This window comes from Gulosibacter sp., assembly GCF_052090685.1.
Classification (GTDB): Bacteria; Actinomycetota; Actinomycetes; order Actinomycetales; family Microbacteriaceae; genus Gulosibacter.
Genome location: NZ_JBQDBE010000002.1, coordinates 42,818 through 67,740, shown reverse-complemented (window position 1 = coordinate 67,740; position 24,923 = coordinate 42,818). Strand labels below are relative to the sequence as shown.

The following is a 24,923-nucleotide window of genomic DNA, read 5'->3' as shown; positions in this document are numbered from 1 at the left end:
GTCATGGCCGAGCGAAAAGTTGTCCTAGCGGGAGGATCGGGACTGATCGGTACCTCCCTCAAACAGTCTCTTCGCGAGGACGGTTTTCGTGTCGTGCAACTCGTTCGACGTACCCCGCGCGGCCCCGATGAGGTCGCGTGGCTTCGCGAAGAAGACGGCCCATTGGACCCGGCAGTGCTTGCTGACGCGGTCGCGGTGGTCGGTCTGAACGGTGCGAGCATCGGCAAGTTTCCGTGGACCAAGTCCTATCGCGAGACACTGCGGTCCTCCCGGCTTGAGCCGACCAAGGCGCTTGCCGCCGCGATCCGTGAACTCGGCGCGAACGCACCGCTGTTCATTTCGGCTTCAGCGACTGGATTCTATGGCGTGAACCCCGGTGTCTCCGTGTCTGAAAGTTCTGTCGGAGGCACCGACTTTCTTGCAAAGTTGTGTGCTGAATGGGAGGCGGCGGCGCTTACCTCCGGCAAGGATGCTCAAGTCGCGCTGATCCGAACCGCGCCGGTCGTACATCCGGAGGGTGTCCTCAAGCCGATGATTACCCTGACGAAATTCGGTTTGGCCGGGCCACTCGCGGGTGGCCATCAGATCTGGCCGTGGATCTCCCTAAAGGATGAGGTCCGTGCGATTCGGCACATCATTGATCACAAGATCACCGGGCCCGTCAACCTCGCGGGTCCGACACCGGCGAGCGCCAACGGGCTCGGTCGTTCACTGGCAGTCGGGCTTCGTCGGCCATATGCCATTCCGGTTCCCGGGTTTGTCCTCAAGGCAGTACTCGGATCCGACGCAGCCAAATCGCTTCTGCTGTGCGATGTCGTTGCGCGACCGCAAGTGCTCCTTGATTCGGGCTTCGAATTTTCACATCCAACCGTCCGCGACGCGGTCGTGGCGGCGCTCAAGCGAGCCTAACTTTGGTTATTCACCTGGGTTGAGCGTTCCGGTCCACTGTGTTGGCCCTCATGAAATACCTCGATAAACAAGGCGCTGCGTTTCCTCACAAACTTCTCGGCTCTATCTCGCTCGCCCAAGGACTGCAGCAGTCGGGCGCAGAAATCTGCCGTGCGCCACGCATCCAATGCGCCGAAGGTGCTCATATGGGCCCATTCATTTCGAACGATACGAAGTTCATTTGCAATCGTGGACACCCGACGATCTTTACCCACTTCGAAGGGAAATCCCAAGTCGCCAAGTCGTTCCGTGAACATCCGCAATTGCACATGCAAGTCGCCGGTGTCGTAGGCCTTGTAAGGTCTTGATTTCATCTCATCAAGCATGGTGAGAACTTGTGTCCATTCGAGACCCGACAAGTGCCTGGCTAGTCGATCCGCAATGATGGGATCGAGTTCCAAGGCGAGCTTTTTGAGCAGCTTACCGATTTCGCCGCTGGCATCAAAGGCGTGAAATTCCGATACCCGTGAAATAAAGGCCTGCGGTTTCACCTCAGGTTCACGAGTCACTTCAGGTTCAAAACCAACTTCGGCTTCAAGAGAAATTTCGGAGTCAAGAGATCTTTGATCAGCGCTCTCAAATTGCTCCTCTATTTCAATATCGGGAGCTTCGGCCAAGTTCAGGTTGGACGATTCAATCGGACGTTCTGGAATCGTTCCGTTCGAAGACTTCGACGATACGCCGGCATCAAATACCGGATGACCGGAGAACCCAGAAAGAAGATGCCGAAGCTTTTGTTTGCCGCGGGGTCCCAATCCCGATTTGGGTCGCGCTTTCCACTCTGCGGCTTGAGTGGTGGGGTCCTCAGTTACGCGCTCCGAATCACCAGGAGTCGCCACAACGAACGTCGCATTAGCCTTGGGCACCTCGGGAGACTTGGGCTCGGCATTCGCCATGTGAGTCTCGGCTGACTCAACGGTCATGGAATCGAGTGATTCACTGTGTTGATTCAGCATGGTTTCTACCTCCTCCAAAGGTGGCGCTTCTCGCGATTCCCAGAGCGGTACTTCCCATGTGGTTTCCTCAGACGTGGGCGGTGCGATGCTTTGGTCGGCTGAGATTTGTTCTGTGCCAACAAGTTCTATTGAATTTGGCTCCGGGAGTCGCACTCTGCCGGCGTCTTCGAAGGACCGGCGCAGCATGTGGCGGCGCTTTTTCAGATCAACAATTGACGGCGCGGTGTCCATTTTCGTCGAGCCAGAGATAAGACTGTCGTCTCCCCCGGGACCGATCCGGACTCCCTCGGATTCGTCTTCGACAAAGAGGAAATCACGCAGCCAACTTGTAGCCGGATGAATCGCGAGCGATGTGACAATGGCCGCTTCCAGCTGCCTTACGCGTTCGCGCGTGACCCCGAGTGATTCACCAATCGCATCCAGTGTTTTTGGCTCGCCACCATTCAACCCGTGGCGTTCAACAAGAATCTGTCGAGCGCGATCTGTGACCCACGTCTCCAACACCATGGCGACGTCGCTCGACAGCACCAGCTCATCAACAAGCGCTTCAGTGTCCTCGCAAGCAACCAATAGGCTTTCTGGAACCTCCTCGAGCGCGAGGATTTTGGTGTCAGCCATTTCGATCTGCCGGACCTGAGCGTGTGAAATTCCGAGTTCATTTGCGATCTGTTCTCGCGTGGCTGACTCTGCGGTTCGCGTCTCAATTGACGCGCGTGCGACGTTGACCTTGCTGATTTGTTCGCCCATATGGACTGGTACACGAATCGTTCGCCCCTGGTCCTGAATCGCGCGGGTAATGGCCTGCCGAATCCACCATGTTGCGTAGGTAGAAAACTTGTTACCTTGCTGATAGTCGAACTTTTGCAGTGCCCTGATGAGCCCCAACGTTCCCTCTTGCATCAAATCAAGGTCATCCAAGCCTCGCCCATGATAGTTCCTCGCGATATTCCCAACGAGACGAAGATTTGCCGTAATGAACGTATGCTTCGCCCGTTCTCCGTCCCGCACCAATTGCCGCAAGTCTTTCGTCTCACGACGAGTCTCAGGGACGCCGAATTCACCGTTGAGCCGCGCCCGCGCTACCAATCCCGCTTCAATTACTTGCGCAAGCTCAACTTCATCCTCTGCAGTCAAAAGCGCATAACGACGAATTGTTTTTGCCCAAGACTGCGTGGCATCGGTTTTCAGACGAACGCCCCCGAGTGTTTCGCTGAACTCGTCAGCTTTTGACGCTTCGGAAACAGGTCGTAGTCGGACTCGTTCATTTGAACTTGCAGCAATTGTCGGTTTCAGGCTCACGGGGTGCACTCTAACGACATCCACCGACTTTCCCGTTCTCGCAAAGTTTTTGCGTGTGCATCGACGCGACTACCGTGCCGCAAGAATTGAACGATTCGGGCTTACCGTGCCAGCAACGACCCTTTAAAATCTGCGGAGGCGATGTTTCGCGATTTACGGAACGTGCGAGCAATCCGCTACGCAACAGGCCCGCGGACAGTACGGGCTCGAACCCTGGGATACTGGTACGGATGAAAGCACACCAGATCGTCCTTGAATGGGTGACCAATGAATTGCGCAGCGGTCGCCTTCGCGTAGGCGATCATCTCCCGAGCGAGCGGACCCTTTCCCAGAGTCTTGAGGTGTCACGCAGCGCAATTCGCGAAGCATTTCGTGTGCTCGAAGTCCTCGGCACTATTCGCACTTCCACGGGTTCCGGTCCGACCTCCGGCACGATCATCACCGCAACAGGAGAACAGGGGCTCAGCCTCGCGCTGAATCTGCAGATCGCCACCCGCCAGGTTGAGGCATACGACATGGTGCAGTTGCGCATCCTGCTCGAAACCTGGTGTGCAACGAATGCCGATCCCGCGCTCGGCGATTGGGATGCGGCTGAGCAAGTCCTCAACCGCATGGACGACCCGGCACTCGATATCCCCACGTTCTTGCGGTTAGACACGGAGTTTCACGTCATTTGTTCAAGCGCGGCGAATAATCCACTGGTCAGCATCATGATGGATGCGCTGCGGCTGTCGATCTCGGATCAAACTCAGACGCGCTCCCACGCAGTCGAAAACTGGGACGACCTCGGTGCGCAATTGCGCAGTGAACACCGGGCAATTCTGCAGGCTCTCAAGAACGGCGAAAATGAGCTCGCCGCGTCCCAGCTTGAGCAGCACATTACTGGTTACTACGAACGAACCGCCTAATTCCGCTGCGTCGGTCGCGAGTGAATCGAACCGCGTTGGAGGGTTGACGCCGTCATCCGACAGCGCTACATTCATGAGGTCAGACCACATGGTCTTACCTCACAGTCAGCTACATGCGCGATTATGGGCCGGAGTACATCGAATACCCCTCATTCACCTCACAAGTGAAGTCATCTCAATGGCGAACAAACTGACTTCATCGAACCCTTAGGCAACGGAGGAAATAGTGGTCAAACGTCAGCTTCCCAACCCGAAAGATCTCCTTGAACTCATGCAGTTCAAGAAACCTGAGCTGAACGCCAAGAAGCGTCGGTTGAGTTCGGCTCTCACCATCGAAGACCTCCGACGCATTGCAAAGCGCCGCACCCCAAAGGCGGCATTTGACTACACGGACGGGGCGGCCGACGGCGAAATCTCGCTGGCTCGCGCGCGCCGCGCGTTTCGCGATGTCGAGTTTCACCCCTCGATTCTGCGCGATGTCTCGGTGGTGGATACGAGAACAACAATCTTTGGCGGCCCCTCGGCCCTGCCTTTCGGAATTGCACCGACCGGGTTCACCCGGCTCATGCAAACCGAAGGTGAGGTTGCCGGTGCCGGCGCGGCCCGTGACGCTGGGATTCCGTTCACACTGTCCACGCTTGGCACGACGTCAATCGAGGACGTCAAGTCAGTCAATCCGGTCGGCCGGAATTGGTTTCAGCTCTATGTCATGAAGCAGCGCGAGATTTCCTACGGCCTCGTGGAACGCGCGGCAAAGGCGGGCTACGACACCCTCTTCTTCACTGTTGACACCCCGGTTGCGGGTGCGCGACTGCGCGATATTCGCAACGGGTTCTCGATTCCGCCGCAGCTCACGCCGGCCACGGTGTTGGATGCGCTCCCCCGGCCGTGGTGGTGGATCGATTTTCTCACCACTCCAGCCTTGGAGTTTGCGTCGCTCAGTTCCACGGGAGGCACGGTGGGCGAGCTCCTTGATTCCGCGATGGATCCATCCATTTCCTTCGACGATCTCGCCATCATCCGAACATTGTTCCCCGGCAATATCGTCGTCAAGGGCGTGCAGAACGTCGAAGACTCGAAACGACTCGTCGATCTCGGTGTCGACGGCCTGGTGCTGTCAAACCACGGGGGTCGGCAGCTTGACCGCGCACCGGTCCCCTTCCACTTGCTGCCCGAGGTTGTTCGGGAAGTGGGACAAGACACCGAAGTTGCGATCGACACCGGAATAATGAATGGCGCCGATATCGTCGCCTCGATCGCGATGGGTGCCAAATTCACGCTCGTCGGTCGCGCATATCTCTACGGACTCATGGCGGGCGGTCGCGCGGGTGTCGACCGCATGATTGCGATTCTTCGCGGCGAGATCGAACGCACGATGCGGCTGCTCCAAGTGTCGTCACTGGCGGAGCTCGAACCGAAACACGTCACGCAACTCGTGCGCATGATACCCAGAAAGCAGGAACCCCGCTCAGTTGAGGCGCATCTCGATCGGAGCTAGTCGATCCGCAGTTCGCCCATCTCGTCCCAGTCCTCACCTTCAATCTGACGGCTCACGATTTTGGGTGTGCTCGCGAGCGTGGGACGCATCGCGTCCAGCCCCTTGGCGAAGTGCGCTGAAGTCACGTGTGCCTCCCCCGCGTCATCGTCAAAGGCCTCCACGAGCACGAACTCGTTCGGGTTTTCCACGCTGCGGCTCCACTCGAACCACTTGTTCCCCGGCTCAGCGCGCGTCGCTTCGGTGAATTCTCGATTGATCTCAATGAAGTTGTCGGCGAATTCAGGCTTCACGTCGTACTTGACCACAATAAAAATCATTGCTCAAGCAAAGCACGGTCAGCTTGCCGAGACCTTAACCTCGGCAAGCTAACCACCGTTCACTACTCCTTTGCGGCGTCTTCCGCCTTCACGGGTTCGGTCTGGTCTTTCGGTCGACGCACAAACCAGGCCAGGATCACCGGAACCAGCGAAATCACCGCGGCAATGAGGAAGGCTGCCCGAGCACCGGGTGCTCCCGCCTGCGCCACCGACAAGCCTTCGAGCTCACCCTGGTGCAGGATGCTTGAGTAAACCGCGATGAGCAGCGCAACACCGATGGCACCGCCAACTTGCTGCATCGTGTTCAACGAAGCGGAGCCGTGCGAATACAGCTTCATCGGCAGTGATCCGAGCGAAGCGGAGAACAGCGGCGTGAACGACATTGCCAGACCGATCGACATCACCGATTGCACGGCAATCAGCCAGGCGACGTGGGTGCTTTCGCCAACCAGCGAATAGGCAAACAGGGATGCACTGACCATGATTGTTCCGGGAACAAGCAGCGCCCGCGGCCCCTTAGCGTCGTAGATCTGCCCCATGAACGGGCCGAGGATACCCATCATGATGGAACCCGGCATGAGCACCAGACCCGCCTGCAACGCATCCAAACCGGCAACATTTTGCAGGTACTGCGGCAACAGGGTGAGGGTACCGAACATTGCGATCGCGAGCACGGTCATGGTCACCACTGCGATCGTGAAGTTGCGTGATTTAAAGGTGCGCAAATCGAGCAGTGCGGCATCGTTCCGCTGCAATATGATTTGCCGCCAAATGAACAGCGCGAGCATCACAACGCCCACACCCACGGTGATCCCGCCGAGAGTGATCGGTGAAAGCTGACCGGCAGGTGTTGCGGAAGGGTCCATGCCGAACTGACTGAGGCCGTACACGATGCCGCCAAATGCGATCGCCGACAGTACCACCGACAGAATGTCGAGCGGTGCTTTGGTCGTTTCACCGAGGTTCGTGAGCCACTTCGCACCCACGGCCAGGGCGACCAGTGCAATTGGCAGCACGATACCGAAGAGCCAGCGCCAGTGCAGCGAGTCGAGTACCGCTCCCGAGAGGCTTGGTCCAAGCGCTGGTGCGAGCGAGATCACCATGCTGACCATGCCCATCCACCGACCGCGTTGACTCGCGGGTACCACGGTCATGAGTGTCGTCATGAGCAGCGGCATCATGATGCCGGTGCCGGCAGCCTGAATTACTCGTCCGATGAGCAACACCGTGAATCCCGGCGCGATGAGACACACGATCGTGCCAATTGTGAAAGCAACCATCGCGGCAATGAATACCTGGCGCGTGGTGAAGCGTTGCATGATGTAGCCGGTCGTGGGAATTACGATGGCCATCGTGAGCATGAACGCGCTCGTAAACCATTGACCGAGCTCAGGCGGGATGCCGAGATCGACATTGAGATGTGGGATGGCGATAGCCATCGTGGTTTCGTTGAGAATCGCAACGAAGGCTGCAACGATGAGCAGCCAAATCACACGCGCTGCGCCAGGTGGCAGCGATTCGTGCTTCACTTCCGAAGGATTATTAACTGCGCGGATGGGCCCAGTGTCCGTGGACGTCACGGTGACTCCTGATATGACAAGTAATGCGGCAAAGCACGAGATGCGGTGCTAAGGGGGTCGCGAATGCGAACGGTCTAGAGTACCCCGTATCTGCGATTGTCAACAGTGCAAAGAATTGAACGCTCCGCGCCGAATATACTTAGTCGCGGTCCAGAAATTACTGGTGGCAGATTTTTCCACCGCCGAAGGAGTACGCGTCTATGCCGATTACCCGCACAGTTCTGGATGTGGCGGCCACGCATCCGGATCGGTTGGCGATCGTGGGCGATGACGCTCGACTTACCTATGGCGAGCTCGTCGAGGATGGTGCACGCGTCCGTGCCGCGGTCGAGCACCTACATGCGCGTGCTTCGGCGCGAGCCGATATTCCGCCGCCCACACCCGCACGCGAGGCCGAGGGCATCCCAATTACGGCCATTAGTGCGACGGATGCCTTCCACACCGCACGGATTATTGCCGGGCTTGCTGGTTTTCGCGCTGTCTCAGCCACGATTGACCCGCGCTGGCCGCTCGAGCATCAACTCGGGGTGATTCGACAGGTCGGCGTCGGATTGGTCATTACTGATTCGGCGGCGCTGCGAGAGGCACTCCGGGATGCGGGCTGGACGGGTACCGTAATCGGTCTCGAGGAGTTTCGCGCGCTCGAGCGGAATTTGCCGCCCGCAGGAGCACCCGAAATGCGCGACCCGGAGGAGCCGTTCCTGCTCCTGTTTTCTTCCGGAACGACGAGCGCGCCAAAGGCATTTATGCGACTTCGCCGCGAATATCGCTACAACGCTAAGGTCTCGAGTCACTATCTCGAGGCGAAACCCGGAGTTGCCACCCTCGCACCGGGACCGCTCTCCTACAGCCTGACGCTGTTCGCGCTTGTCGAGTGCCTCAACTCGGGCGGCTCTTGCCACGTCGCTGATGAGTTCAATGTCCTAACCGCCGCGAAGCGGATTGCGGCGGAGCAGATCACTCGTGTGGTTGCGGTGCCCGCAGTCGTACAGGGCTTCGCCGCAGCTGCGCGACGTAACCCGGAACGGTTTGCCTCGCTCGAGCTCGTCGTGACCGGCGGGGCCAATCTTTCTGCAGCAATCCGTGACGGCTTCGCGGACGCAGTCCCCCACGCACGGCTCACGAGCTATTACGGTGCCGCAGAGATTGGCTTCATCGGTGACAGTCGTGCGGGTGATGGTTCGCAAATCACGCTCTACGAGGGCGTCGAAGCGGAGATTCGCGATCCAGCAGGGGCTGCCCTTCCCGAGGGGACGATCGGTACGCTCTGGATTCGCGTTCCGTCCACGGCAAAGGGCTACGTTACCGCGACCACCGACGCGCAGCTTCGCGGGCCAGATGGATGGGCGACCGTGAATGACCAGGGCAGTCTCGTCGCGGGGAAGCTCCTGCTGGCGGGCCGGGCGGGTGACATCGTTGTGACGGGCGGGCACAAAGTCTCCCTCATCGAAGTGGAACAAGCCTTTGAAACGCTTCCCCAGATTGGTGCGGTCTGCGCAATCGGTATTCCGCACGAGCGGCTCGGCAATGTGATCGGCATCGTGTTCGAGGCAGCAGCGGTGCCACCGAAGCCTGAGCTACTCGCCCATGCCCGAAAACAACTCCCCCCGCAGGCCGTCCCCCATCGGTTCTACTCGATCGACCGTCTGCCCCGAACGGTGGGCGGCAAAATCCGTCGCGGCGAGACCCAAGAACTCGTACTGGCTGGTGCGACAAGAGTGGTGCGACTATGACCGCAATCAATCTGCAAGCAGAACGGCGCCGCGTTGTCGTCACCGGGCTCGGCGCAGTTACCCCCTCGGGGTTGGATGCACCGAGCACCTGGGATGCGATAGCCTCGGGCCGCAGCGGTATCGACCTGCTCCAGGGTGAAGAGTTTGCCGATGTCGCGGTACGCATCGGCGGTCAGATCCGAGGTTTCACCCCGGATGCGGTGCTCGAGCCGCGTGAGTCGCGCCGGCTCAGTGAAGTGCTCTGGTATGCGATTGCGGCGGCCGACGAAGCAATGGGGCAGGCTGGCCTGACAGAGACGATGGCGAGCGCATCGATGCCGGGCGCATCCTTACCGGGCGACCCGCTGCGGTTCGCGATCATCGCCGGAACAGGCTCTGGCCCCATCCAGGCGATGCAAGACGCGACTCGAACCTACGAGACACGTGGGCCGCGGGCGGTGACTCCCTTCGTCTCGATGCACGGTGCTCCGGATGCGGCGGCCGCGTTATTGAGTCAGCGGTACGGCGCGCTCGGTCCGGCTCAGGGCGTTTCGGCAACCTGCGCGAGCGGCGCGGTTGCGCTCGGCGAAGCACTGCGGCGAATCCGTCACGGTTATGCCGATTCCATCCTCGTCGTGGGTTACGAGGATTGCGTGAATCCGGTCAATTTCTCGGCCAATGCAAATATGCGGGCGCTTGCGAAGGGCTTTGAGTCCGAACCGACCCGAGCGTCCAGGCCTTTTGATCGCGGCCGTTCGGGATTCGTGATGTCGGCGGGAGCGAGCGCGATGCTACTCGAAGCCGAGGACACTGCGCGAGCGCGCGGTGCGACACCGTTGGCCGAACTCGCGGGTTTCGCAGCCTCGAGCGACGCCTATCACGCGACCGCGCCGCATCCCGAAGCTCGCGGCGCCATCGCCGCAATGGCAGCGTGCCTTGAGGATGCGCAGGTCCGGCCCGAAGAGGTCGATCACGTCAATGCCCACGGCACGAGCACCAAACTCAATGACGCGATGGAGATACGCGCACTCGACACGGTGTTTGGCGATCACAGTCAGCGGCTACCGATGAGCGCCACAAAATCTTCCACCGGACATCTGCTGGGAGCCGGTGGTGTGCTCGAAGCGCTTGCAGCCACGATGACCCTGCGCGATCAGCTGCTGCCGCCCACCATCAATCTCGAGGATTCGGAATTCCCCGACCACGACATTGTCACGTTGCCGCGCCAGGCATCGGTTCGGACGGTGCTCTCCAACTCCTTTGGGTTTGGTGGGCACAATGCCGCCGTCCTCTTGCGCGCGCTCGATTGATTGCAACCCCACTCACAAACGCCCTCCGCCAACTCGATGGCGCAAATAAGAAGGAGCACCCACCGCCGTGACCGATCGCGAAACCCGCTTTGCCGAGATTCAAGCCGAGCTGCTTCCCGAGGACTTACTGCAGCGCATCCACGACCGCGCCGCTGGCTATGACCGCGAGAACAGGTTCTTCCACGAGGACTTTGCCGAGCTGCAGGCGCAGGGCTATCTCAAGGTATTTATCCCGAAGGAGTTCGGCGGCCCGGGACTTGGGATGAACGAAGTGAGTCGCTTGCAGCAGGCCCTCGCGAAGGCCTCCCCCGCGACCGCACTCGGGATCAACATGCACCTCGTGTGGACGGGCGTGGCGCGAGCGCTCTTTGAGCGGGATGACCACTCGCATGATTTCGTGCTCGAGGAGGCCGCGGCCGGGGAGGTGTTCGCCTTCGGCGTGAGTGAGCCGGGCAACGATCTGGTGCTGTACGGGTCGACGACCGCAGCGGTTCCCGTGGGCGACGGTGAGTACCTGTTTTCGGGGAAGAAGATCTTTACCTCACTGTCGCCGGTGTGGACCCGTCTCGGAGTGCACGGGCTCGATGCAAGCAACCCCGAGGATAAGCGCGTGGTGTATGGCTTCATCGAGCGTGATGAGGCGGGCATTTCGGTATCGGAGCATTGGGACCCGATGGGGATGCGTGCGACACAGAGCCGTTCGACCACCCTCTCCGAGGTGCGGATGCGGGCAGATCGCGTGACCCGACGCATCCACGAGGGCATCACACCCGATTCGCTGACCTTTGCAATCAACGCGAATTTCCAGCTGCTGATCGCATCGGTGTACACGGGCCTTGCCGCTCGGGCATTGGAGCTTGCGGCGGAGTCGCTGCACCAACGACAGTCGCTCAAACACGGTGTCAGCTATGCGGAGATTCCGGAGTTTCGCGATCGGATTGCGGATGCTGCCATTGAATACGAGTCCGTCCCGCCGCAGCTCGACAGCTATACGCGCGATTTCGATGATCTTGTTGACCACGGTGCTGGCTGGGCACGTCGCCTTGTGGGGGCCAAGCTACGCGCCACCGAAATGGCCCGACATGTGGTGGAGGCCTCGTTCCGGTGTGTTGGCGGGGCTGGCTTCGACAATGGTTCGGAGATGAATCGCCTGTATCGTGATGCCTTGGCAGGCATGTTCCACCCGAGCGGCTGGGACGGTGCGCGCCCCGTCTTCGCGGGCGCCTATCTCGACATCGAATAACGCAGTACGAAGTAGTGAGGATGACGTTGACGAACGAACCGCAAGCAGTCGAAACTGACTCGGACACCCCCGAAGCTGGCTCCGACGCGAAGGCGACATCCACCGAACAGCTCGTTGCACGACGCTACGGCGCCGAATTCCCGGGCGAGCTTGCCGAGGGGAATGCCACGATCGATCTGCAATTGCAGCACCGTTCGGTGCGGAAGTTTCTGCCCGGCGAGGTCACGGATGCGCAGCTCAACTTAATCGTCGCAGCCGCGCAGTCTGGCTCGCAGTCATCGAACCTGCAGGTGTGGAGCGTGGTCGCCGTGCGCGACCAGGAACGAAAGAATCGCATCTCAGAGGCCCTCGGCGGCCACCCGTATATCGAAAACTGCGCAGTGTTTTTGGTGTGGACGGCCGACTTCCACCGGGCTTCGCGCATCGTCGAGAAAAAGCACGATACCCAGGTCGACACGATCGGTTATCTCGAGAACACGCTGGTTACCTTCATCGACTCGGGCATTGTCGGGCAGAACGCGCTGCTTGCCGCAGAATCGCTCGGGCTCGGTGGCGTGTTTGTCGGTGGGGTGCGCAATAATCCCTTAGCGCTGGTGGAAGAGCTCGGGTTGCCCGAGTACGTCTTCCCGACCGTGGGGATGGCGCTCGGCATCCCCGACCCCGAAGAGGCCGCTGACACGAAACCACGGCTGCCACAGACGGCAGTGCTGCATCACGAGCAATATGACGCTGAGGCGTGGGAGCCCGCGAGTGCCGAGTACGAGCAGCACATCGGCGAATATTACGCGCGGTACGGTCGCGATAACTACAGCTGGGCATTCACCCTCAACCGACGCATTGGTTCGCTAAAGGGGATGCACGGTCGCCACCAGATCAGTGAATGGCTCGGCGAGCAGGGGTTCAAATCGGAGTAGCGACGCGGCGCTAGATTCCCGGCCCGGTCCCTTCGGGATCCGCCTTGACCCGGTTGTATTTCTCGCGCAGAAACATGAGGTGCGCATCCGAGCTAATTTCGGAGTCGACAAGAATCTTCTGTTCCAGCTCGTCAACGCCCACCTTCATCAGTTCCACCACGCGCTCGAGGTCTTCAACGAGTTCGAGCGCGGTTGCTTGCGAATCGGGGGTATCCATGGATGCAACCGCGTTCGCCCGCACCGCAAGCTTGCGATATTCGGTGATGCGGTCGACTTGCAGAATGATGAAGGACGGGTAGCTCGGGTGCTTCGAATCGATGTGACCAATTTTTTGGATCGCGTCGAGTCGTTCTTCGAGTACCGCCATTTTGCGGTCCACCGGGGCGGTGAGCTTGGTTTCGTCGATACTTCCAAGCTGCAGCGAATTCGCAAACTTGTTGTACCACTTGCCCTCAGTTGGGATCTCGGTGGGACGAATACGAATCGTTGACTCCCCCACCGGCTCGATCCTGAATTCGGCGTATCCGCTCACGGACAACACATTTGCTTTTTGCGGTCGTCCGGTGCGCATCACCTCAGAAATTTTCTGCAGGAAGCTCTTCGCCCCGACACCGCGATAGACGCTGCCGAGCGCGGTGGATACCGCTTCGGTGTATTGGTCCTCGGAATACTGGCGTTGGCGCACGTATTTGGCGCGGCGGCGTCCCGCGAAGAATCCTGCGATCGCCGAGACTGGCCCCACGAGTACGCCGCCCAGGATCGCAAGGCCCGCCGGGATTGCGAAGCCGCTGAAGAGTGAGATGACACCGCCGACGACTGCGAGTGCCGCATATGCGCCGACGCCGAGAACGCCCCAGCCCAGGCCCCACATGATCGGAATCGCGCCGGGCGAAAACGCATTGCGCTTCCACATCGCGTCACCGATGGGCTTGTCGAAGTCGAGTTCAAGCGCTGCTCCGCGGCGGCGCCAGCGCACACCCGTTCCCGGTTGGGCGCGCTCGATCGCGCCGTGTCCCTCGGCTGAAGTCCATCCCAACGCATCCATTCCGTCAATTATTACGGAAGAACCCTGTGATCAGATTGATGTTCACGGCTCCGAGTTGCTATTTCGGAGCCATTCGAATCGCCCCGTCGAGTCGGATGGTTTCACCGTTCAGCATTGGATTTTCAAGGATGTGGGCCACGAGCGAGGCGAACTCTTCCGGTTTCCCAAACCGTGAGGGGTGCGGGATTTGTGCTGCAAGCGAATCTTGTGCAGCCTCCGGGAGTGCCTGCAGGAGCGGTGTTTCAAAAATCCCGGGAGCGATGGTCATCACTCGGATCTGGTGTCGGGCAAGTTCACGAGCGAGCGGCAGGGTCAAGGATGCGATGGCACCCTTTGAGGCCGCATAGGCAGGCTGCCCGATTTGTCCGTCGAAGGCGGCGACCGACGCGGTGTTGATGATCACCCCGCGTTCCTCGCCCTGCGGTTCGTGGTCAAGCATCCGACTCGCAACCAGGCGAATGACGTTAAAGGTTCCAGAAACATTCACTTTGAGGACTCGATCGAATTGTTCGAGCGGCAGTGGACCCTCGCGACCGAGCGTCTTGCCCGGTGTGGCGATCCCGGCACAGTTCACGAGGATGCGCAGCGGACCAAGCGAGGCGGCAGCGTCGACCGCGTGCTGGACATCCGCCTCCGACGTGACGTCGGCGGGGATGAAGAGGGCATCGTTGCCGAGTTCAGTGGCGGCTTCCGCGCCTTGTGAAGTCGGGAGGTCAAGCAGCACCACGCGTACTCCCCTGGCCGAGAGCATCCTTGCCGTTGCCGCGCCGAGCCCCGATGCTCCTCCGGTGACGACTGCGACGGAACCGTCGATGTCCATTCTGACCTCCTAAAGCCGTTCGATGATTGTGGCATTGGCCATCCCGCCGCCTTCACACATGGTCTGCAGGCCGTAGCGACCGTTCGTGGCTTCGAGGTGATTGACCATGGTCGTAAGCAGCCGGGTGCCGGAGGAACCCAGGGCGTGCCCGAGCGCGATAGCACCGCCGCGCGGATTCACCCTGGCCGGGTCGACCTGGAACTCACGTTCCCAGGCGAGCGGAACCGAGGCGAATGCCTCGTTGACTTCGAAGGTGTCGATTTCCTCGATCTTCAGTCCGGAGCGTTCCAGGATCTTGTGGGTCGCGGGGATCGGTGCGGTGAGCATAAATAGCGGGTCGTCTGCCGCCACCGCGAAGGAGTGGAAGCGAGCGCGCGGTTTGAGGCCAAGTGTGGTGGCGGTGGACTCGCTCATAATGAGTGCCCCCGACGCACCGTCGGTATACGGCGAGGAGTTCCCGGCGGTGATCTGCCATTGGATTTCGGGGAACCGCTCGGCGAATGCCTCCGTGTGAAATGCCGATTGCAAGCCCGAAAGCCCCTCCGCGGTGGTGTTTGGGCGCATAGTTTCGTCGGTTCGGTGGCGTGTGTTCTGGCCGGATGCATCGGTCACCTCGATGGGTAGGATTTCGCTATCGAAGTGGCCCGTGTCGGTTGCTTCTGCCGCGAGTCGGTGCGAGCGCGCCGCGAATTCGTCGAGTTCGGTTCTCGAGAGTTGCCATTTCGCGGCGATGAGTTCGGCCGAAATACCCTGGTGCACGAGCCCCTCCGGGTAGCGCGCTGCGATGGACGGGCCGAGCGGGTCGTGGTCCCCCATCGGGCTACCCATGGGAACGCGGCTCATCGACTCGACGCCAGCAGCAATAACGATGTCGTAGGCACCTGCGATCACGCCCTGGGCCGCGAAGTGTGCAGCTTGCTGGCTCGATCCGCATTGCCGATCGATCGTGGTCGCAGGCACCGACTCGGGGATTCCCGCGGCGAGCACCGCATTGCGCGCGATATTGGCGGCCTGCTCACCCGCTTGACCAACGCATCCTGCAATGACGTCGTCGATGAGCGCCGCATCGAGTTGGCTCCGTGCCACGAGTGCGTTCAGCACCTGCGCGAGTAAATCGACCGGATGCGTACCGGAGAGCGCGCCGCCTGGCTTTCCTTTGCCGGACGCGAGCCTTAGGACGTCGACAATGACAGCGTGAGTCATGATTCGTACCTCTTCATTGAGACAACTGCGGTGGCGCTATGCCGTACAGCAGATCACGAGAGGATGAGAGGACCCAGACTCAAACCAAAAAAATTGGTCGGGACAACAGGATTTGAACCTGCGACTTCTCGCTCCCAAAGCGAGCGCTCTACCAAGCTGAGCTATGTCCCGATGTCGATTTGAATCGACCTGTGCAAGTGTAGCCCGAATTTCAGCAGACGTTTACCATCTTCGCCATTTCTGCAGCGCAAACCGACACTTGTTGGGTTTTGCTGAGGCCCTTTGCAGGTGCCCCCAATAGCGTGATTGGAGTTCGTGTCACCCCAGCCACGACGCAAGAGTTGAAAGGAATACCGATGAAGGCTTGGCACTTTAACGGAACTCACAAACCATTCGAACGCGTTGATATCCCCGAACCAAATGCTGAAGCAGGAAAAGTAGTAATTGACGTCAAGGCTGCGGGGCTTTGTCACTCTGATGTCGGGATCCTTGAGGACGAAAAATGGCTCGCCAACATGATCGTTCCCGTCGTCCCCGGCCACGAAACCGCTGGCGTCATCTCTGCCGTCGGCGAAGGTGTTAGTGACTGGAACGTTGGCGATCGAGTCGCCGTGTGGCCAATGGCAGAACTCATGGGCTACATGGTCAACGGCGCATGGGAAGAGAAGTCTCTCGTTTCTGCTGATGCGCTGATCGCTATCCCCGATGACGTTACCTTCGAGCAGGCCGCTGCAGCGACCGATGCGGGTATGACTTCGCACGGTGCGGTTATGGGCACTGGTGAGGTCAAGGCTGGCATGAAGGTCGGCATTATCGGATTCGGTGGGCTCGGTCAGATCGGCGCACGAGTCGCACACCTCAACAATGCCGAGGTGTACATCGCTGAAGTCAATGAAGCTGTCTGGGATGCAGCAAAAGAATCTGGTGCGGTCAAGGTTGCAAAATCGATCAAAGAGTTTAAAGAGGACGAGCTCGACGTCATAGTCGACTTCGCCGGTTTCGGCACAACAACCGCCGACGCGATCGAAACGGTTCGATTCAATGGCCGGGTTGTTCAGGTCGGCATGGGCAAGCTCGAGTCTGCCATCAATACCTATGCCCTCATTATGGGCAAAGTACAACTGCACGGCTCGATGGGTGGAAGCAAGGAAGACATTGCGGAAGTCATGAAATGGATCGCTTCTGGCGACCTGTCCCCCACCATCTCAACAATTGGCTTCGAAGACATCGCCGACGGCATCGGCAAGCTCGAACGAGGAGAAGTTCGAGGTCGCCTCGTCGCGCAGATTGAGAGCTAACACTTTGACGATCGGGTAGTCCACAGGCACCGTACCGGTCCAAACTTGGTTCTAATTGAATGACAGCCGCCGGGTGTCGCAAGTTAATTGCGGCACCCGGCGGCTGTCGTTACTCAGGGAATTGGACTACTCCTGGAGTGGTCTTACTCCTGTTCTTGACCGCGCTTGCGGTTCCAAGTGATCAGAGCAGCACCGGCGAGGAGCAGTACAGAGAGCACTACGATCGCGGGCAGCATTTCTGCACCGGTCGATGCGAGTCCACCATTCTGGTCCTTGTCGCCTGCCTCGGACTTGTCGCCCTTAGCGTTAGCGCCATCGTTCTTGCCCTTGTTGTCACCTGAGCCGTCAGTGCCGGAACCGGCACCGTCGTTTTCCTCAGGTGTAGACGGAACCGGAGTGGAACCATCTGCGTCACCTGAGTCGTCGCCCTCGGCAGCGTCATCGCCGGTTGCCGAGTCGTCGCCCTTGGCTGCGTCGTCGCCGGTTGCCGAGTCGTCACCCTCGGCCGAGTCACCGCCCGTCGCCGAGTCGTCGCCCGTCGCTGAGTCATCGCCGTTGGCCGAGTCATCACCATTCGCGGCGTCATCGCCCTCAGCCGAGTCGTCACCGTTCGACGAGTCATCGCCGTTGGCCGAGTCATCACCATTCGCGGCGTCGTCACCCTCAGCCGAGTCGTCACCGTTCGACGAGTCATCGCCACCGTCATCTGCGGGGCGAACCGAGATGATGTCCGTGATGCCGGAGTTCGAGAAGTTCGACACCCACACATCGTGGGTCTCGGGGTTGATGCCGAGGTTCAACGCATTGCCCGAAGTCGGAACCGTGAAGAGTTCCTCATGGGTTTCTGTGTCGAAGGCTACGACTTCCTGGTCGCCAAGGTTTGCCGAGTAGAGGATGCCGTACTCGCCATCGATCTCAACCGCGTTGCTCGGTCCGGTGGTGATTTCGTCGATCTGCTCACCGTAGGCTGCCGACTCTGGGTCTGCATCCACTACCGTGATCTTCGCCTCGGGCGATGCCCACTGTGACACGTACACGCGCTTGAGGTCAGCGTTGTAGGTCGGACGCGGGTTCTCGCCCACACCAGCCTTGTCGAGCAGGGTGATTGCGTCGTTATTGAGGTCGAAGCTCTTCGGGTTCGAGGTGTCGATCTTCGACCCGTCGATCACGTAGAGACCACCCGCGTAGCCACCGACGTAGATGAGATTATTCTCCTCGTCCACGGTCACACCGACCGCGCCGGAGGCATCCGGAATCGTGATCTGTGCGAGCACCGACTCGTGACCGCGCTTGGTCAGGTCGAGGACGGTGATCCAGCCGTCGGGGCCGTTGCCGCGCGAGTTCCCAAGGTTCGTTACGTAGGCGAGGTGGTTGGTTTCGTCAATCGCGATACGGCGCACGCCCGAGAAGATCGGAGTGCCATCTTCCCATTCGAAGACGCGGTCAGCGTCGGTCGGAGTGCCCTGCGAAGCGGTGTAAATCACCACTGCGCCACCGTACTGGCCGTCACGGGCACGAGCGGTGGTCGTAACGACAGTGCCGCCGTCAAGCTTGCCGTCCACCGCGATGCCGTATGGCGAGAAGGTGGTGCGCATGCTGCTCTGGCTCGTGGTGTCAGCAGGAACATCGGTCCAGTTGAAGGGATCGGCGTCGGTGAGGCCCGAGTCATCGTTTCGCGTGAGTACGGTGTAGTCGTGGTCCTTCGTGAGCGACTTGTTGACCGCGTCGAACTCGACGACCTTGCCGGTAGCTTCCTGCGTCGTCTCAACGGAGAACGAGTCGTCGTTTCGGTTCAACCCGGTGTAGTCGTGGGAGTCGAGACGCTCGTAGGTTGCTGCGTTGAACGGAACGATCTTGCCGCTCGCTTCCTGGGTGACCGTGATTTCACCGGTCTCAGCATCGCGGGTCTCCGAACGCCACTGCGCATCCGCGAAGTACACGCGGTCGTTGTCATCGTCGTACGCGAGCTGGTAGCCGTTGTTAACGCCCGTGTCGTAGGCCTTCACCGAGAAGTCGTATTCGGATGCGGGGTCGCTGTCAGCCGCTGCATCCGCTTCCGAATCTGCCGCAACAATGTCGAGCGGAATCTGTCCGCCGCGGGCTACGTCACCCGGCTTCATCGAACCGGTCAGCAATGTGAAAGTGACGGACTGACCGGCAACAACTCCGGAGCGATCGGAGTCAGTGTTTTCGCTCGTCGGGAACGGGATCTCAGCGGTCCACGTGCCGTCATCATTCGCTTCAATCACAGCCCAGACATCATCCGGGGTGTCCCCACCCAAGGGAGTCTTCGGGGTGATTGCACCAGCATTGAGCTTGACCGCCATCGTCGAGCCGCTGCCGTCCGGGTGCTTCCAGTCACGGCCTGACAGCTTCAGCGTCGTGCCCTCAACCCACTGCGCCGGGTGCGTGACATACGCGACGTTCGCGCCGGAGCCGTACGCCGTCTCGACAGTCTCCGGTTCGGGTGCCTCTACCGTCGTTTCGCTCACCGAAATAACGTCAGTCTTACCCGAGTTTGAGAAGTTCGAAACCCAGACATCGTTGTTGTCCGGGTTGATGCCGAGGTTCACCGCATTGCCCGAAGTCGGAACAGTGAAGAGTTCCTCGTGGGTCTCGGTGTCGAAGGCCACGACTTCCTGGTCACCAAGATTCGCCGAGTAGAGGATGCCGAGCTCGCCATCGACTTCAACTGCGTTGCTCGGGCCGGTCTCGATCTGCTCGATCTGCTGACCGTACGTCGAGGATGCGGGATCGGCATCCACCACGGTGATCTTCGCGGTAGGCGAAGCCCACTCGGAAACATAGACGCGCTTGAGGTCAGCGTTATAGGTCGGGCGCGGGTTCGAACCGACACCGGCGCCGTCAAGCTTGCTGACAGCAGCGTTGTTCAGGTCGAAACTCTTCGGATTCGAGGTGTCAATCTTCGACCCGTCGATCACGTAGAGACCACCCGCGTAGCCACCGACGTAGATGAGGTTATTCGCTTCGTCCACGGTCACGCCGACGGCACCGGATGCATCCGGAATCGTGATCTGTGCGAGCACCGACTCGTGACCGCGCTTGGTGAGGTCGATGACGGTGATCCAGCCGTCGGGGCCGTTGCCGCGCGAGTTACCAAGGTTCGTTACGTAGGCGAGGTGGTTGGTTTCATCCACCGCAATACGACGTACGCCGGAGAAGATCGGGGAGCCGTCTTCCCACTGGTAGATGCGATCAGCGTTCGTGGGGGCGCCCTGCTCGGCCGAGTACACGACAACCGCACCGCCGTACTGACCGTCACGGGCACGAGCGGTTGTGGTCACAATCGTGCCGCCATCGAGCTTGCCGTCAACCGCAACGCCGTACGGCGAGAAGGTGGTGCGCATGCTGCTCAGGCTCGTGGTTTCGGCATCGACACCGGTCCAGTCGAAGGGCTCGCTGTCTGGCGTGCCCTCGGTGCGTTGTTCCGAACGCCACTGCGCGTCGGTGAAGTAGACCTTGTCGTTGTCGTCGTCGTAGGCGAGCTGATAGCCGTTATTTACGCCCGTCTCGTGCGATTCGACGTCGACAATCCAGTCCGATTCATCCGCCGTTGCAGGATTCGCTCCGAAGGCGCTCGTTGTGGCAACTGCTGCCACCGCAGTAACCGCAAGGCCCCGCTTGGTCCACGATGAACGCAGTGAACAATTGCGTCCCCTCGCATCCGCTCTCTTCATATTTCAGATTCCTTGAGTGTCGATATTCCACGTGTCGGCACACAGGAGCGACCCTCAAGGTGCAACCTGCTGTGACTTAGGTGAGGCTAACCTGTGAGTCAGCCATGTATTGTTTTACACCAGTCCAGCAAATAAGGCCAGCCTTACTTAGATCTGAGGTAAAACTTTGTAGTCAGATGCGCCGCGGGCAAAGAAATCGACCAGTTATGATTCCGACCGCTTACGGTGAGAAAAACGCCGATTCGGAAGGACCGATCGTGACCGAGATTTCGAAACTAGGACATTCATCCATCGCCCTCGAGAAAGACGGCAGAGTGCTCGTCATCGACCCGGGAAACCTCAGCGAGCACGCTCGAGTGCGCGAGGCGGAAGCAGTCATCGTGAGCCACAAGCATCCAGACCATATTGTTCCGGAAGCACTCGAAGGGTCGGATGCGATGGTCTGGGGTCCGCAAGAAGTGATCGACGTGCTCCTGGATGCGGGAATCGACAAGGCTCGGCTCACCGTCGTGTCTCCGGGCGACGCCTTCGAGGTTGCCGGGTTTGCGGTGACGGCATTCGGCGACCAACATGCGCTGGTTCATCCCACCATGCCGCCGCTCCAAAACAACGCGTATCTCGTCGACGAGGTCTTGTTCCACCCGGGCGACTCCTTCACCACCGCCCCTGATCCCGCGAGCGTCACGACCCTGTTTACCCCGATCGCGGCGCCGTGGCTGAAGCTCGCAGAGACCATCGACTTCGTGAAAGCACACCCCACTGCCGTGGTCGTACCGATTCATGACGCGATTCTTTCGGAATCGGGCATTGCCATTACCGACGGAGCCCTGCAGCGATTTATTGCAGGACGTCCCTATCACCGGATCGGCGGCAGCGAGACGATGAGCGTTTAGTGGCGCGCACTTGATCGCCGATTAGCGTTTCGTACGGCCGCTCCGGGATGCGAGAAAGGCTCCAAGGAGCACGAGTGCGACGCCTAGGAATGAAATCGGATGCAGCTGCTCGCCCGCAACCAATGCACCGAGCAGCATGGCGACCACGGGGATCAAATAGATATTGATCGACGCCCGTGCCGGCCCGACCCTGCCGATCAACACGGTGAAGCAAATGAACGCGAGCCCCGTGGAGAGCAAACCCAGTGCCGCGACCGCAGCGATACTTGATGGGGAGAAGGTTGCAGGCGGCGTATTGCCGAGGCCGAGTAGTCCCAGAGGCGTGGTCATGACCGCCGCAAGCACCTGAGCGCGCCAGATTACCGCGAGCGCACCGTTGCGTTGCTGCAGGTTGCCAGAAATGTTGAAGGCCACTCCGTACATCGCGGTGACGAGCAGCATCAGCAAAACGCCGGTGATCCTGACATTGCCAGTGAGCGAAGGCATAAGGACCACAATGATGCCGAGAAACCCAACAATGAGACCCGCAGCCAAGAGTTTCGATGGGCGTTTGCGGAACCAAAGTGCCGCGACAATCGCTGTGAACAGCGGCGCAGAACCGTTGATCATCCCCGCCATTGCTGAATCGATCGATTGTTGGGCGAAATTCAGCAGGGTGAAGGGCACTGCCATCCATACGAAGGCGAGTATCGCGATGAGCCACCAGTCCCGTCGCTGGTGGAGCGGCCGCCACGAGGCTGGAACGATGGTTAAGACGAGTGCGCCTATCACCAGTCGCAGCCAGGCAACGGTGGTGGGGTCGATGTCCTCGATTGCATGCCGGACAAAGAAAAACGACGATCCCCACATCGTGCCGGCGCCGAGCATGAGGATCCAGTCGAACACTCGAAAGGGGCCGGCCTGGCTCGGCTGTATCGATGTAGTCATATGAGATCAGTGTGCCTCACACTGAGTTGCTAGGGAATTTTGCCGCCGCTCGCGCCCTTCAGATACGAAATGCCGCCGAATTAGCCTCTGATTAGGTGAACCCTGCTTCTTGATTAGGATCCAGACATGCGAAAAGCTCTCGCCCTTATGCCATTAATCGTTCTCACTCTCACCGGATGCTCCAACGCAAGCGAGGTCGAGTGCGCCAGCCCGCCTGCCGATGCAGGCGAACGCATCGCCGACGGCGCGAATGATTTCCCCATAGAGGCAGGGGTGACCGCCGCTGTCATGCACCCGACCGAGGCCGATGTGATGATCATCGCAATGGATTTCACTCTCATAGACGGGACCGAGGCCACAGGCGTATGGGGCTACATTGACAGAGGTGGGAGCGTTACGATTCTCGCGATTGACGGCGTAGCCCAGGCCGCCACCGACTGGCCAGGACAGATGAATGGGCACGAGTTTTCAGTAACCGAACCCGGCGTGAGCGATGCACTAGCGTGCCTCGACTAAGGCGCACGTACCAACTTCCAACAATCAGAAACGAGGTGACTAGGCGAGGATGCGCCCTTCGGGCCTAGAGTCCTCCGTTTCGTGGCCGCCACCAATGTCAGCGAAGATGAACTCGACCGCGAATAACGTCGTCGGCAGCCAGGAAGCTCCTGGTATGGGGAGCTCCGATCGGCATGCAACTAAGCACCACCGCGAAGGCACCGAAGCGGTCATCCGAGCGACATTCCTTCATTACCAGCCGACCGGTGCGTCCCCCGGCTACCCGGAGCATCCAGAATTCTGTTTCGACGAGCTACAAGCGACACAACACATGCTCCGTAATTGGCTAAACATCCCATCAAACTATTCGCGCACCGAACACCTCTGGCGTAAGGCTGCATAACGGAAGAGATATACATGGGCTTCTTCAGCCGAAATCATAAACCGACCTACACGCACAAAGTGAAACTTCGACGAGGAATCGGCGACTTGTCCGTTGTCGGTGAACAGCACTATCTACGCACTATCAAGAAAGCACTACGCCGCTCCCCTGACGCCAACAACATCGAAGTCGCACTCTCCCACGAGCCTGAAAACCGCCATGACAGAAACGCTATCCGTGTAGACATTGTCATCGACATGTCAGGTGGCAATCAGCTACTCACCGCTGGCTATCTCCCCGCCGACGTGGCCCCCGAGTATGTAGCCGCGCTTAAATCAGTTTGGGATGAGCAGGGGCTCCCCGTAGCCCCTGCGAAAGTATGGCTCAAAGGTGACATTCCGCAGGTGTACATCAAAATGGGAACGCCCGGGATCCTCGTGCCGCCAAGAATCGACGACCCCAAGGGAGTTTTCGTCGACGGGACCTATGATCTTACTGTTACCGGAGAAGAAGAATACCAACACATTCTAAAGTCGCACCCGCAGGGCAAGGTTCTCGCATTCAGTATTGGCGACGACTGGATCACCAAAGGTAAATACAAAGACCAAGCGACGTTCGCGGTCCGCCTCAACGGGCAGAAAATCGGCCAACTTACCCGGCGTATGGCAGAGAAGCACGGTATCAACTTTCACCCGCTCCTCGCGCAAGGCTTCATCCCTTATCTTGCTGGTCGACTTGAGGCGGATCATCGCGGCGTACAGGCGATTCTCGATGCACCGCCGACGAGGTCGTCATAGCCATAGCCATAGCCACGCTTAGCGAATACCCGACCGCGACCTGCCAACGCTCTCGAGTTCGCTACCGGAAGAGGGACGGGAGTCAGAACGACAAGCGAGGATTCGAACCGAAGAAAGAGGCCGGAGTATTCACCGCCGCCGTTGAAGCCTCCAAGCACAGGGAGAATGCGTTGTTCCTTCCAACGGGAAGATCACAGTCGCTGACTTGTTTGCCCTTCATGGATCGGACTCAAATCGCAGTCGAAACGGTTTCCGCTCCAGCGCTCGTAGTGCGCGCGGGTGCGTAGCGATAGTTCGCGGCCGTCGAGCCATTGCCGCGCGTAGTCCGCGAGCGTCACCGCTTCGGGCGGTGTTGCGTTGTTCGGTAGCGGTGCCCAACTGCCGGTGAGCACTCGGGCGCGTTCAACGTCGAGCCAGTCCACGGCGGCCGCGCGCGAGCCGAATGTATCGGGAGCGGGGAATCGTTGGCCGTTTATAGTGAAGCGGGCTTGATACCGGCCCGAAGGTAGGTTCCGAATAGTGCCGAAATTGGTCGTGCGTTTTGCCACGGTCTGAACTCCGAAAGTGAGTTACCGCAGCCAAATCGGGCACGATCTGGCACGCGGCAGGGTTTCGGCAGTTTTACGACGTGTTTCTGCGCAGGGTTTACCCCTGCACTTCGTTGCAATAGCGCGGAAGGT

General features: G+C 59.6%; 21 protein-coding genes and 1 tRNA gene. 12 read left to right on the top strand and 10 right to left on the bottom strand.

Annotated features, from left to right (window positions below):
- Positions 1 to 3 precede the first annotated feature (3 nt).
- Positions 4 to 909: a TIGR01777 family oxidoreductase gene (locus ACTHXA_RS01855; protein WP_441668766.1), complete on the top strand. Its 906-nt coding sequence runs from the start codon at positions 4 to 6 to the stop codon at positions 907 to 909.
- On the opposite strand, the gene ACTHXA_RS01850 is transcribed toward ACTHXA_RS01855, so the two are convergent.
- Positions 906 to 3,203 carry a sigma-70 family RNA polymerase sigma factor gene (locus tag ACTHXA_RS01850; RefSeq protein WP_441668764.1) on the bottom strand — a complete coding sequence of 766 codons (2,298 nt, stop codon included), beginning with the start codon at positions 3,201 to 3,203 and terminating at the stop codon, positions 906 to 908. The genes ACTHXA_RS01855 and ACTHXA_RS01850 overlap by 4 nt on opposite strands.
- Positions 3,204 to 3,433: 230 nt before the next feature.
- Here ACTHXA_RS01850 and ACTHXA_RS01845 point away from each other — a divergent pair, with 230 nt between their 5' ends.
- Both ACTHXA_RS01845 and ACTHXA_RS01840 read left to right on the top strand, forming a co-directional pair.
- On the top strand, positions 3,434 to 4,111 hold the full coding sequence (locus ACTHXA_RS01845) for a FadR/GntR family transcriptional regulator (RefSeq protein WP_441668762.1): 678 nt from the start codon (positions 3,434 to 3,436) through the stop codon (positions 4,109 to 4,111).
- Between the two features lie 226 nt (positions 4,112 to 4,337).
- Positions 4,338 to 5,609, top strand: coding sequence for an alpha-hydroxy acid oxidase (locus ACTHXA_RS01840; RefSeq protein ID WP_441668760.1), 1,272 nt, complete (start codon positions 4,338 to 4,340; stop codon positions 5,607 to 5,609).
- On the opposite strand, the gene ACTHXA_RS01835 is transcribed toward ACTHXA_RS01840, so the two are convergent.
- Both ACTHXA_RS01835 and ACTHXA_RS01830 read right to left on the bottom strand, forming a co-directional pair.
- Positions 5,606 to 5,926, bottom strand: a complete 321-nt coding sequence (locus ACTHXA_RS01835; RefSeq protein WP_441668758.1) for a putative quinol monooxygenase — start codon at positions 5,924 to 5,926, stop codon at positions 5,606 to 5,608. The two genes, ACTHXA_RS01840 and ACTHXA_RS01835, sit on opposite strands and share 4 nt — an antisense overlap.
- Before the next feature lie 62 nt (positions 5,927 to 5,988).
- A complete protein-coding gene (locus ACTHXA_RS01830) occupies positions 5,989 to 7,506 on the bottom strand; it encodes an MDR family MFS transporter (RefSeq protein ID WP_441668756.1) in 1,518 nt (505 codons plus the stop codon).
- 200 nt (positions 7,507 to 7,706) lie between these two features.
- On the opposite strand from ACTHXA_RS01830, the gene ACTHXA_RS01825 reads away from it, so the two are divergent.
- The 4 genes from ACTHXA_RS01825 to ACTHXA_RS01810 all read left to right on the top strand — a co-directional run bounded on the left by ACTHXA_RS01825 (position 7,707) and on the right by ACTHXA_RS01810 (position 12,685).
- A complete protein-coding gene (locus tag ACTHXA_RS01825) occupies positions 7,707 to 9,239 on the top strand; it encodes a class I adenylate-forming enzyme family protein (RefSeq protein WP_441668754.1) in 1,533 nt (510 codons plus the stop codon).
- A complete protein-coding gene (locus tag ACTHXA_RS01820) occupies positions 9,236 to 10,528 on the top strand; it encodes a beta-ketoacyl-[acyl-carrier-protein] synthase family protein (protein ID WP_441668752.1) in 1,293 nt (430 codons plus the stop codon). Before ACTHXA_RS01825 ends, ACTHXA_RS01820 begins: the two co-directional genes overlap by 4 nt.
- A 67-nt stretch (positions 10,529 to 10,595) precedes the next feature.
- A complete protein-coding gene (locus ACTHXA_RS01815) occupies positions 10,596 to 11,771 on the top strand; it encodes an acyl-CoA dehydrogenase family protein (protein WP_441668750.1) in 1,176 nt (391 codons plus the stop codon).
- Between the two features lie 20 nt (positions 11,772 to 11,791).
- Entirely contained in the window at positions 11,792 to 12,685 is an 894-nt protein-coding gene (locus ACTHXA_RS01810) for an NADPH-dependent oxidoreductase (protein WP_441668748.1), read from the top strand.
- A gap of 10 nt (positions 12,686 to 12,695) precedes the next feature.
- On the opposite strand, the gene ACTHXA_RS01805 is transcribed toward ACTHXA_RS01810, so the two are convergent.
- From ACTHXA_RS01805 to ACTHXA_RS01790, 4 genes are all read right to left on the bottom strand, one after another.
- A complete protein-coding gene (locus ACTHXA_RS01805; protein ID WP_441668747.1) occupies positions 12,696 to 13,730 on the bottom strand; it encodes a hypothetical protein in 1,035 nt (344 codons plus the stop codon).
- 58 nt (positions 13,731 to 13,788) lie between these two features.
- Complete coding sequence (locus tag ACTHXA_RS01800) at positions 13,789 to 14,550, bottom strand: 3-hydroxyacyl-CoA dehydrogenase (protein WP_441668745.1); 762 nt, start codon at positions 14,548 to 14,550, stop codon at positions 13,789 to 13,791.
- 9 nt (positions 14,551 to 14,559) lie between these two features.
- Entirely contained in the window at positions 14,560 to 15,753 is a 1,194-nt protein-coding gene (locus ACTHXA_RS01795; RefSeq protein WP_441668743.1) for a thiolase family protein, read from the bottom strand.
- A 94-nt stretch (positions 15,754 to 15,847) separates the two neighbouring features.
- Positions 15,848 to 15,924 (bottom strand) — tRNA-Pro (locus ACTHXA_RS01790).
- Positions 15,925 to 16,109: 185 nt separating this feature from the next.
- Here ACTHXA_RS01790 and ACTHXA_RS01785 point away from each other — a divergent pair.
- Positions 16,110 to 17,051 (top strand): zinc-binding dehydrogenase, encoded by a 942-nt coding sequence (locus tag ACTHXA_RS01785; protein ID WP_441668741.1) that lies wholly within the window; start codon positions 16,110 to 16,112, stop codon positions 17,049 to 17,051.
- Positions 17,052 to 17,194: 143 nt separating this feature from the next.
- Here the strand turns inward: ACTHXA_RS01785 and ACTHXA_RS01780 are convergent, their stop codons facing one another.
- Entirely contained in the window at positions 17,195 to 20,671 is a 3,477-nt protein-coding gene (locus ACTHXA_RS01780) for a hypothetical protein (RefSeq protein WP_441668739.1), read from the bottom strand.
- A 284-nt stretch (positions 20,672 to 20,955) separates the two neighbouring features.
- On the opposite strand from ACTHXA_RS01780, the gene ACTHXA_RS01775 reads away from it, so the two are divergent.
- Positions 20,956 to 21,642 carry an MBL fold metallo-hydrolase gene (locus ACTHXA_RS01775; protein ID WP_441668737.1) on the top strand — a complete coding sequence of 229 codons (687 nt, stop codon included), beginning with the start codon at positions 20,956 to 20,958 and terminating at the stop codon, positions 21,640 to 21,642.
- A 21-nt stretch (positions 21,643 to 21,663) separates the two neighbouring features.
- Here the strand turns inward: ACTHXA_RS01775 and ACTHXA_RS01770 are convergent, their stop codons facing one another.
- A complete protein-coding gene (locus ACTHXA_RS01770; protein WP_441668735.1) occupies positions 21,664 to 22,569 on the bottom strand; it encodes a DMT family transporter in 906 nt (301 codons plus the stop codon).
- A 126-nt stretch (positions 22,570 to 22,695) separates the two neighbouring features.
- On the opposite strand from ACTHXA_RS01770, the gene ACTHXA_RS01765 reads away from it, so the two are divergent.
- The 3 genes from ACTHXA_RS01765 to ACTHXA_RS01755 all read left to right on the top strand — a co-directional run bounded on the left by ACTHXA_RS01765 (position 22,696) and on the right by ACTHXA_RS01755 (position 24,243).
- Positions 22,696 to 23,085: a hypothetical protein gene (locus ACTHXA_RS01765; RefSeq protein ID WP_441668733.1), complete on the top strand. Its 390-nt coding sequence runs from the start codon at positions 22,696 to 22,698 to the stop codon at positions 23,083 to 23,085.
- A 94-nt stretch (positions 23,086 to 23,179) separates the two neighbouring features.
- Entirely contained in the window at positions 23,180 to 23,467 is a 288-nt protein-coding gene (locus ACTHXA_RS01760) for a hypothetical protein (RefSeq protein ID WP_441668731.1), read from the top strand.
- A gap of 14 nt (positions 23,468 to 23,481) precedes the next feature.
- Positions 23,482 to 24,243 (top strand): hypothetical protein, encoded by a 762-nt coding sequence (locus tag ACTHXA_RS01755; RefSeq protein ID WP_441668729.1) that lies wholly within the window; start codon positions 23,482 to 23,484, stop codon positions 24,241 to 24,243.
- A 191-nt stretch (positions 24,244 to 24,434) separates the two neighbouring features.
- Here the strand turns inward: ACTHXA_RS01755 and ACTHXA_RS01750 are convergent, their stop codons facing one another.
- Positions 24,435 to 24,791, bottom strand: a complete 357-nt coding sequence (locus tag ACTHXA_RS01750) for a hypothetical protein (protein ID WP_441668727.1) — start codon at positions 24,789 to 24,791, stop codon at positions 24,435 to 24,437.
- Positions 24,792 to 24,923 lie beyond the last annotated feature (132 nt).

Bases quoted from the DNA above. Each gene is read 5' to 3' on its own strand.
- ACTHXA_RS01855 (WP_441668766.1), top strand. From the start codon at position 4: ATGGCCGAGCGAAAAGTTGTCCTAGCGGGAGGATCGGGACTGATCGGT.
- ACTHXA_RS01845 (WP_441668762.1), top strand. From the start codon at position 3,434: ATGAAAGCACACCAGATCGTCCTTGAATGGGTGACCAATGAATTGCGC.
- ACTHXA_RS01835 (WP_441668758.1), bottom strand. From the start codon at position 5,926: ATGATTTTTATTGTGGTCAAGTACGACGTGAAGCCTGAATTCGCCGAC.
- ACTHXA_RS01825 (WP_441668754.1), top strand. From the start codon at position 7,707: ATGCCGATTACCCGCACAGTTCTGGATGTGGCGGCCACGCATCCGGAT.
- ACTHXA_RS01820 (WP_441668752.1), top strand. From the start codon at position 9,236: ATGACCGCAATCAATCTGCAAGCAGAACGGCGCCGCGTTGTCGTCACC.
- ACTHXA_RS01810 (WP_441668748.1), top strand. From the start codon at position 11,792: ATGACGTTGACGAACGAACCGCAAGCAGTCGAAACTGACTCGGACACC.
- ACTHXA_RS01805 (WP_441668747.1), bottom strand. From the start codon at position 13,730: ATGGATGCGTTGGGATGGACTTCAGCCGAGGGACACGGCGCGATCGAG.
- ACTHXA_RS01800 (WP_441668745.1), bottom strand. From the start codon at position 14,550: ATGGACATCGACGGTTCCGTCGCAGTCGTCACCGGAGGAGCATCGGGG.
- ACTHXA_RS01795 (WP_441668743.1), bottom strand. From the start codon at position 15,753: ATGACTCACGCTGTCATTGTCGACGTCCTAAGGCTCGCGTCCGGCAAA.
- ACTHXA_RS01785 (WP_441668741.1), top strand. From the start codon at position 16,110: ATGAAGGCTTGGCACTTTAACGGAACTCACAAACCATTCGAACGCGTT.
- ACTHXA_RS01775 (WP_441668737.1), top strand. From the start codon at position 20,956: ATGATTCCGACCGCTTACGGTGAGAAAAACGCCGATTCGGAAGGACCG.
- ACTHXA_RS01770 (WP_441668735.1), bottom strand. From the start codon at position 22,569: ATGACTACATCGATACAGCCGAGCCAGGCCGGCCCCTTTCGAGTGTTC.
- ACTHXA_RS01765 (WP_441668733.1), top strand. From the start codon at position 22,696: ATGCGAAAAGCTCTCGCCCTTATGCCATTAATCGTTCTCACTCTCACC.
- ACTHXA_RS01760 (WP_441668731.1), top strand. From the start codon at position 23,180: ATGTCAGCGAAGATGAACTCGACCGCGAATAACGTCGTCGGCAGCCAG.
- ACTHXA_RS01755 (WP_441668729.1), top strand. From the start codon at position 23,482: ATGGGCTTCTTCAGCCGAAATCATAAACCGACCTACACGCACAAAGTG.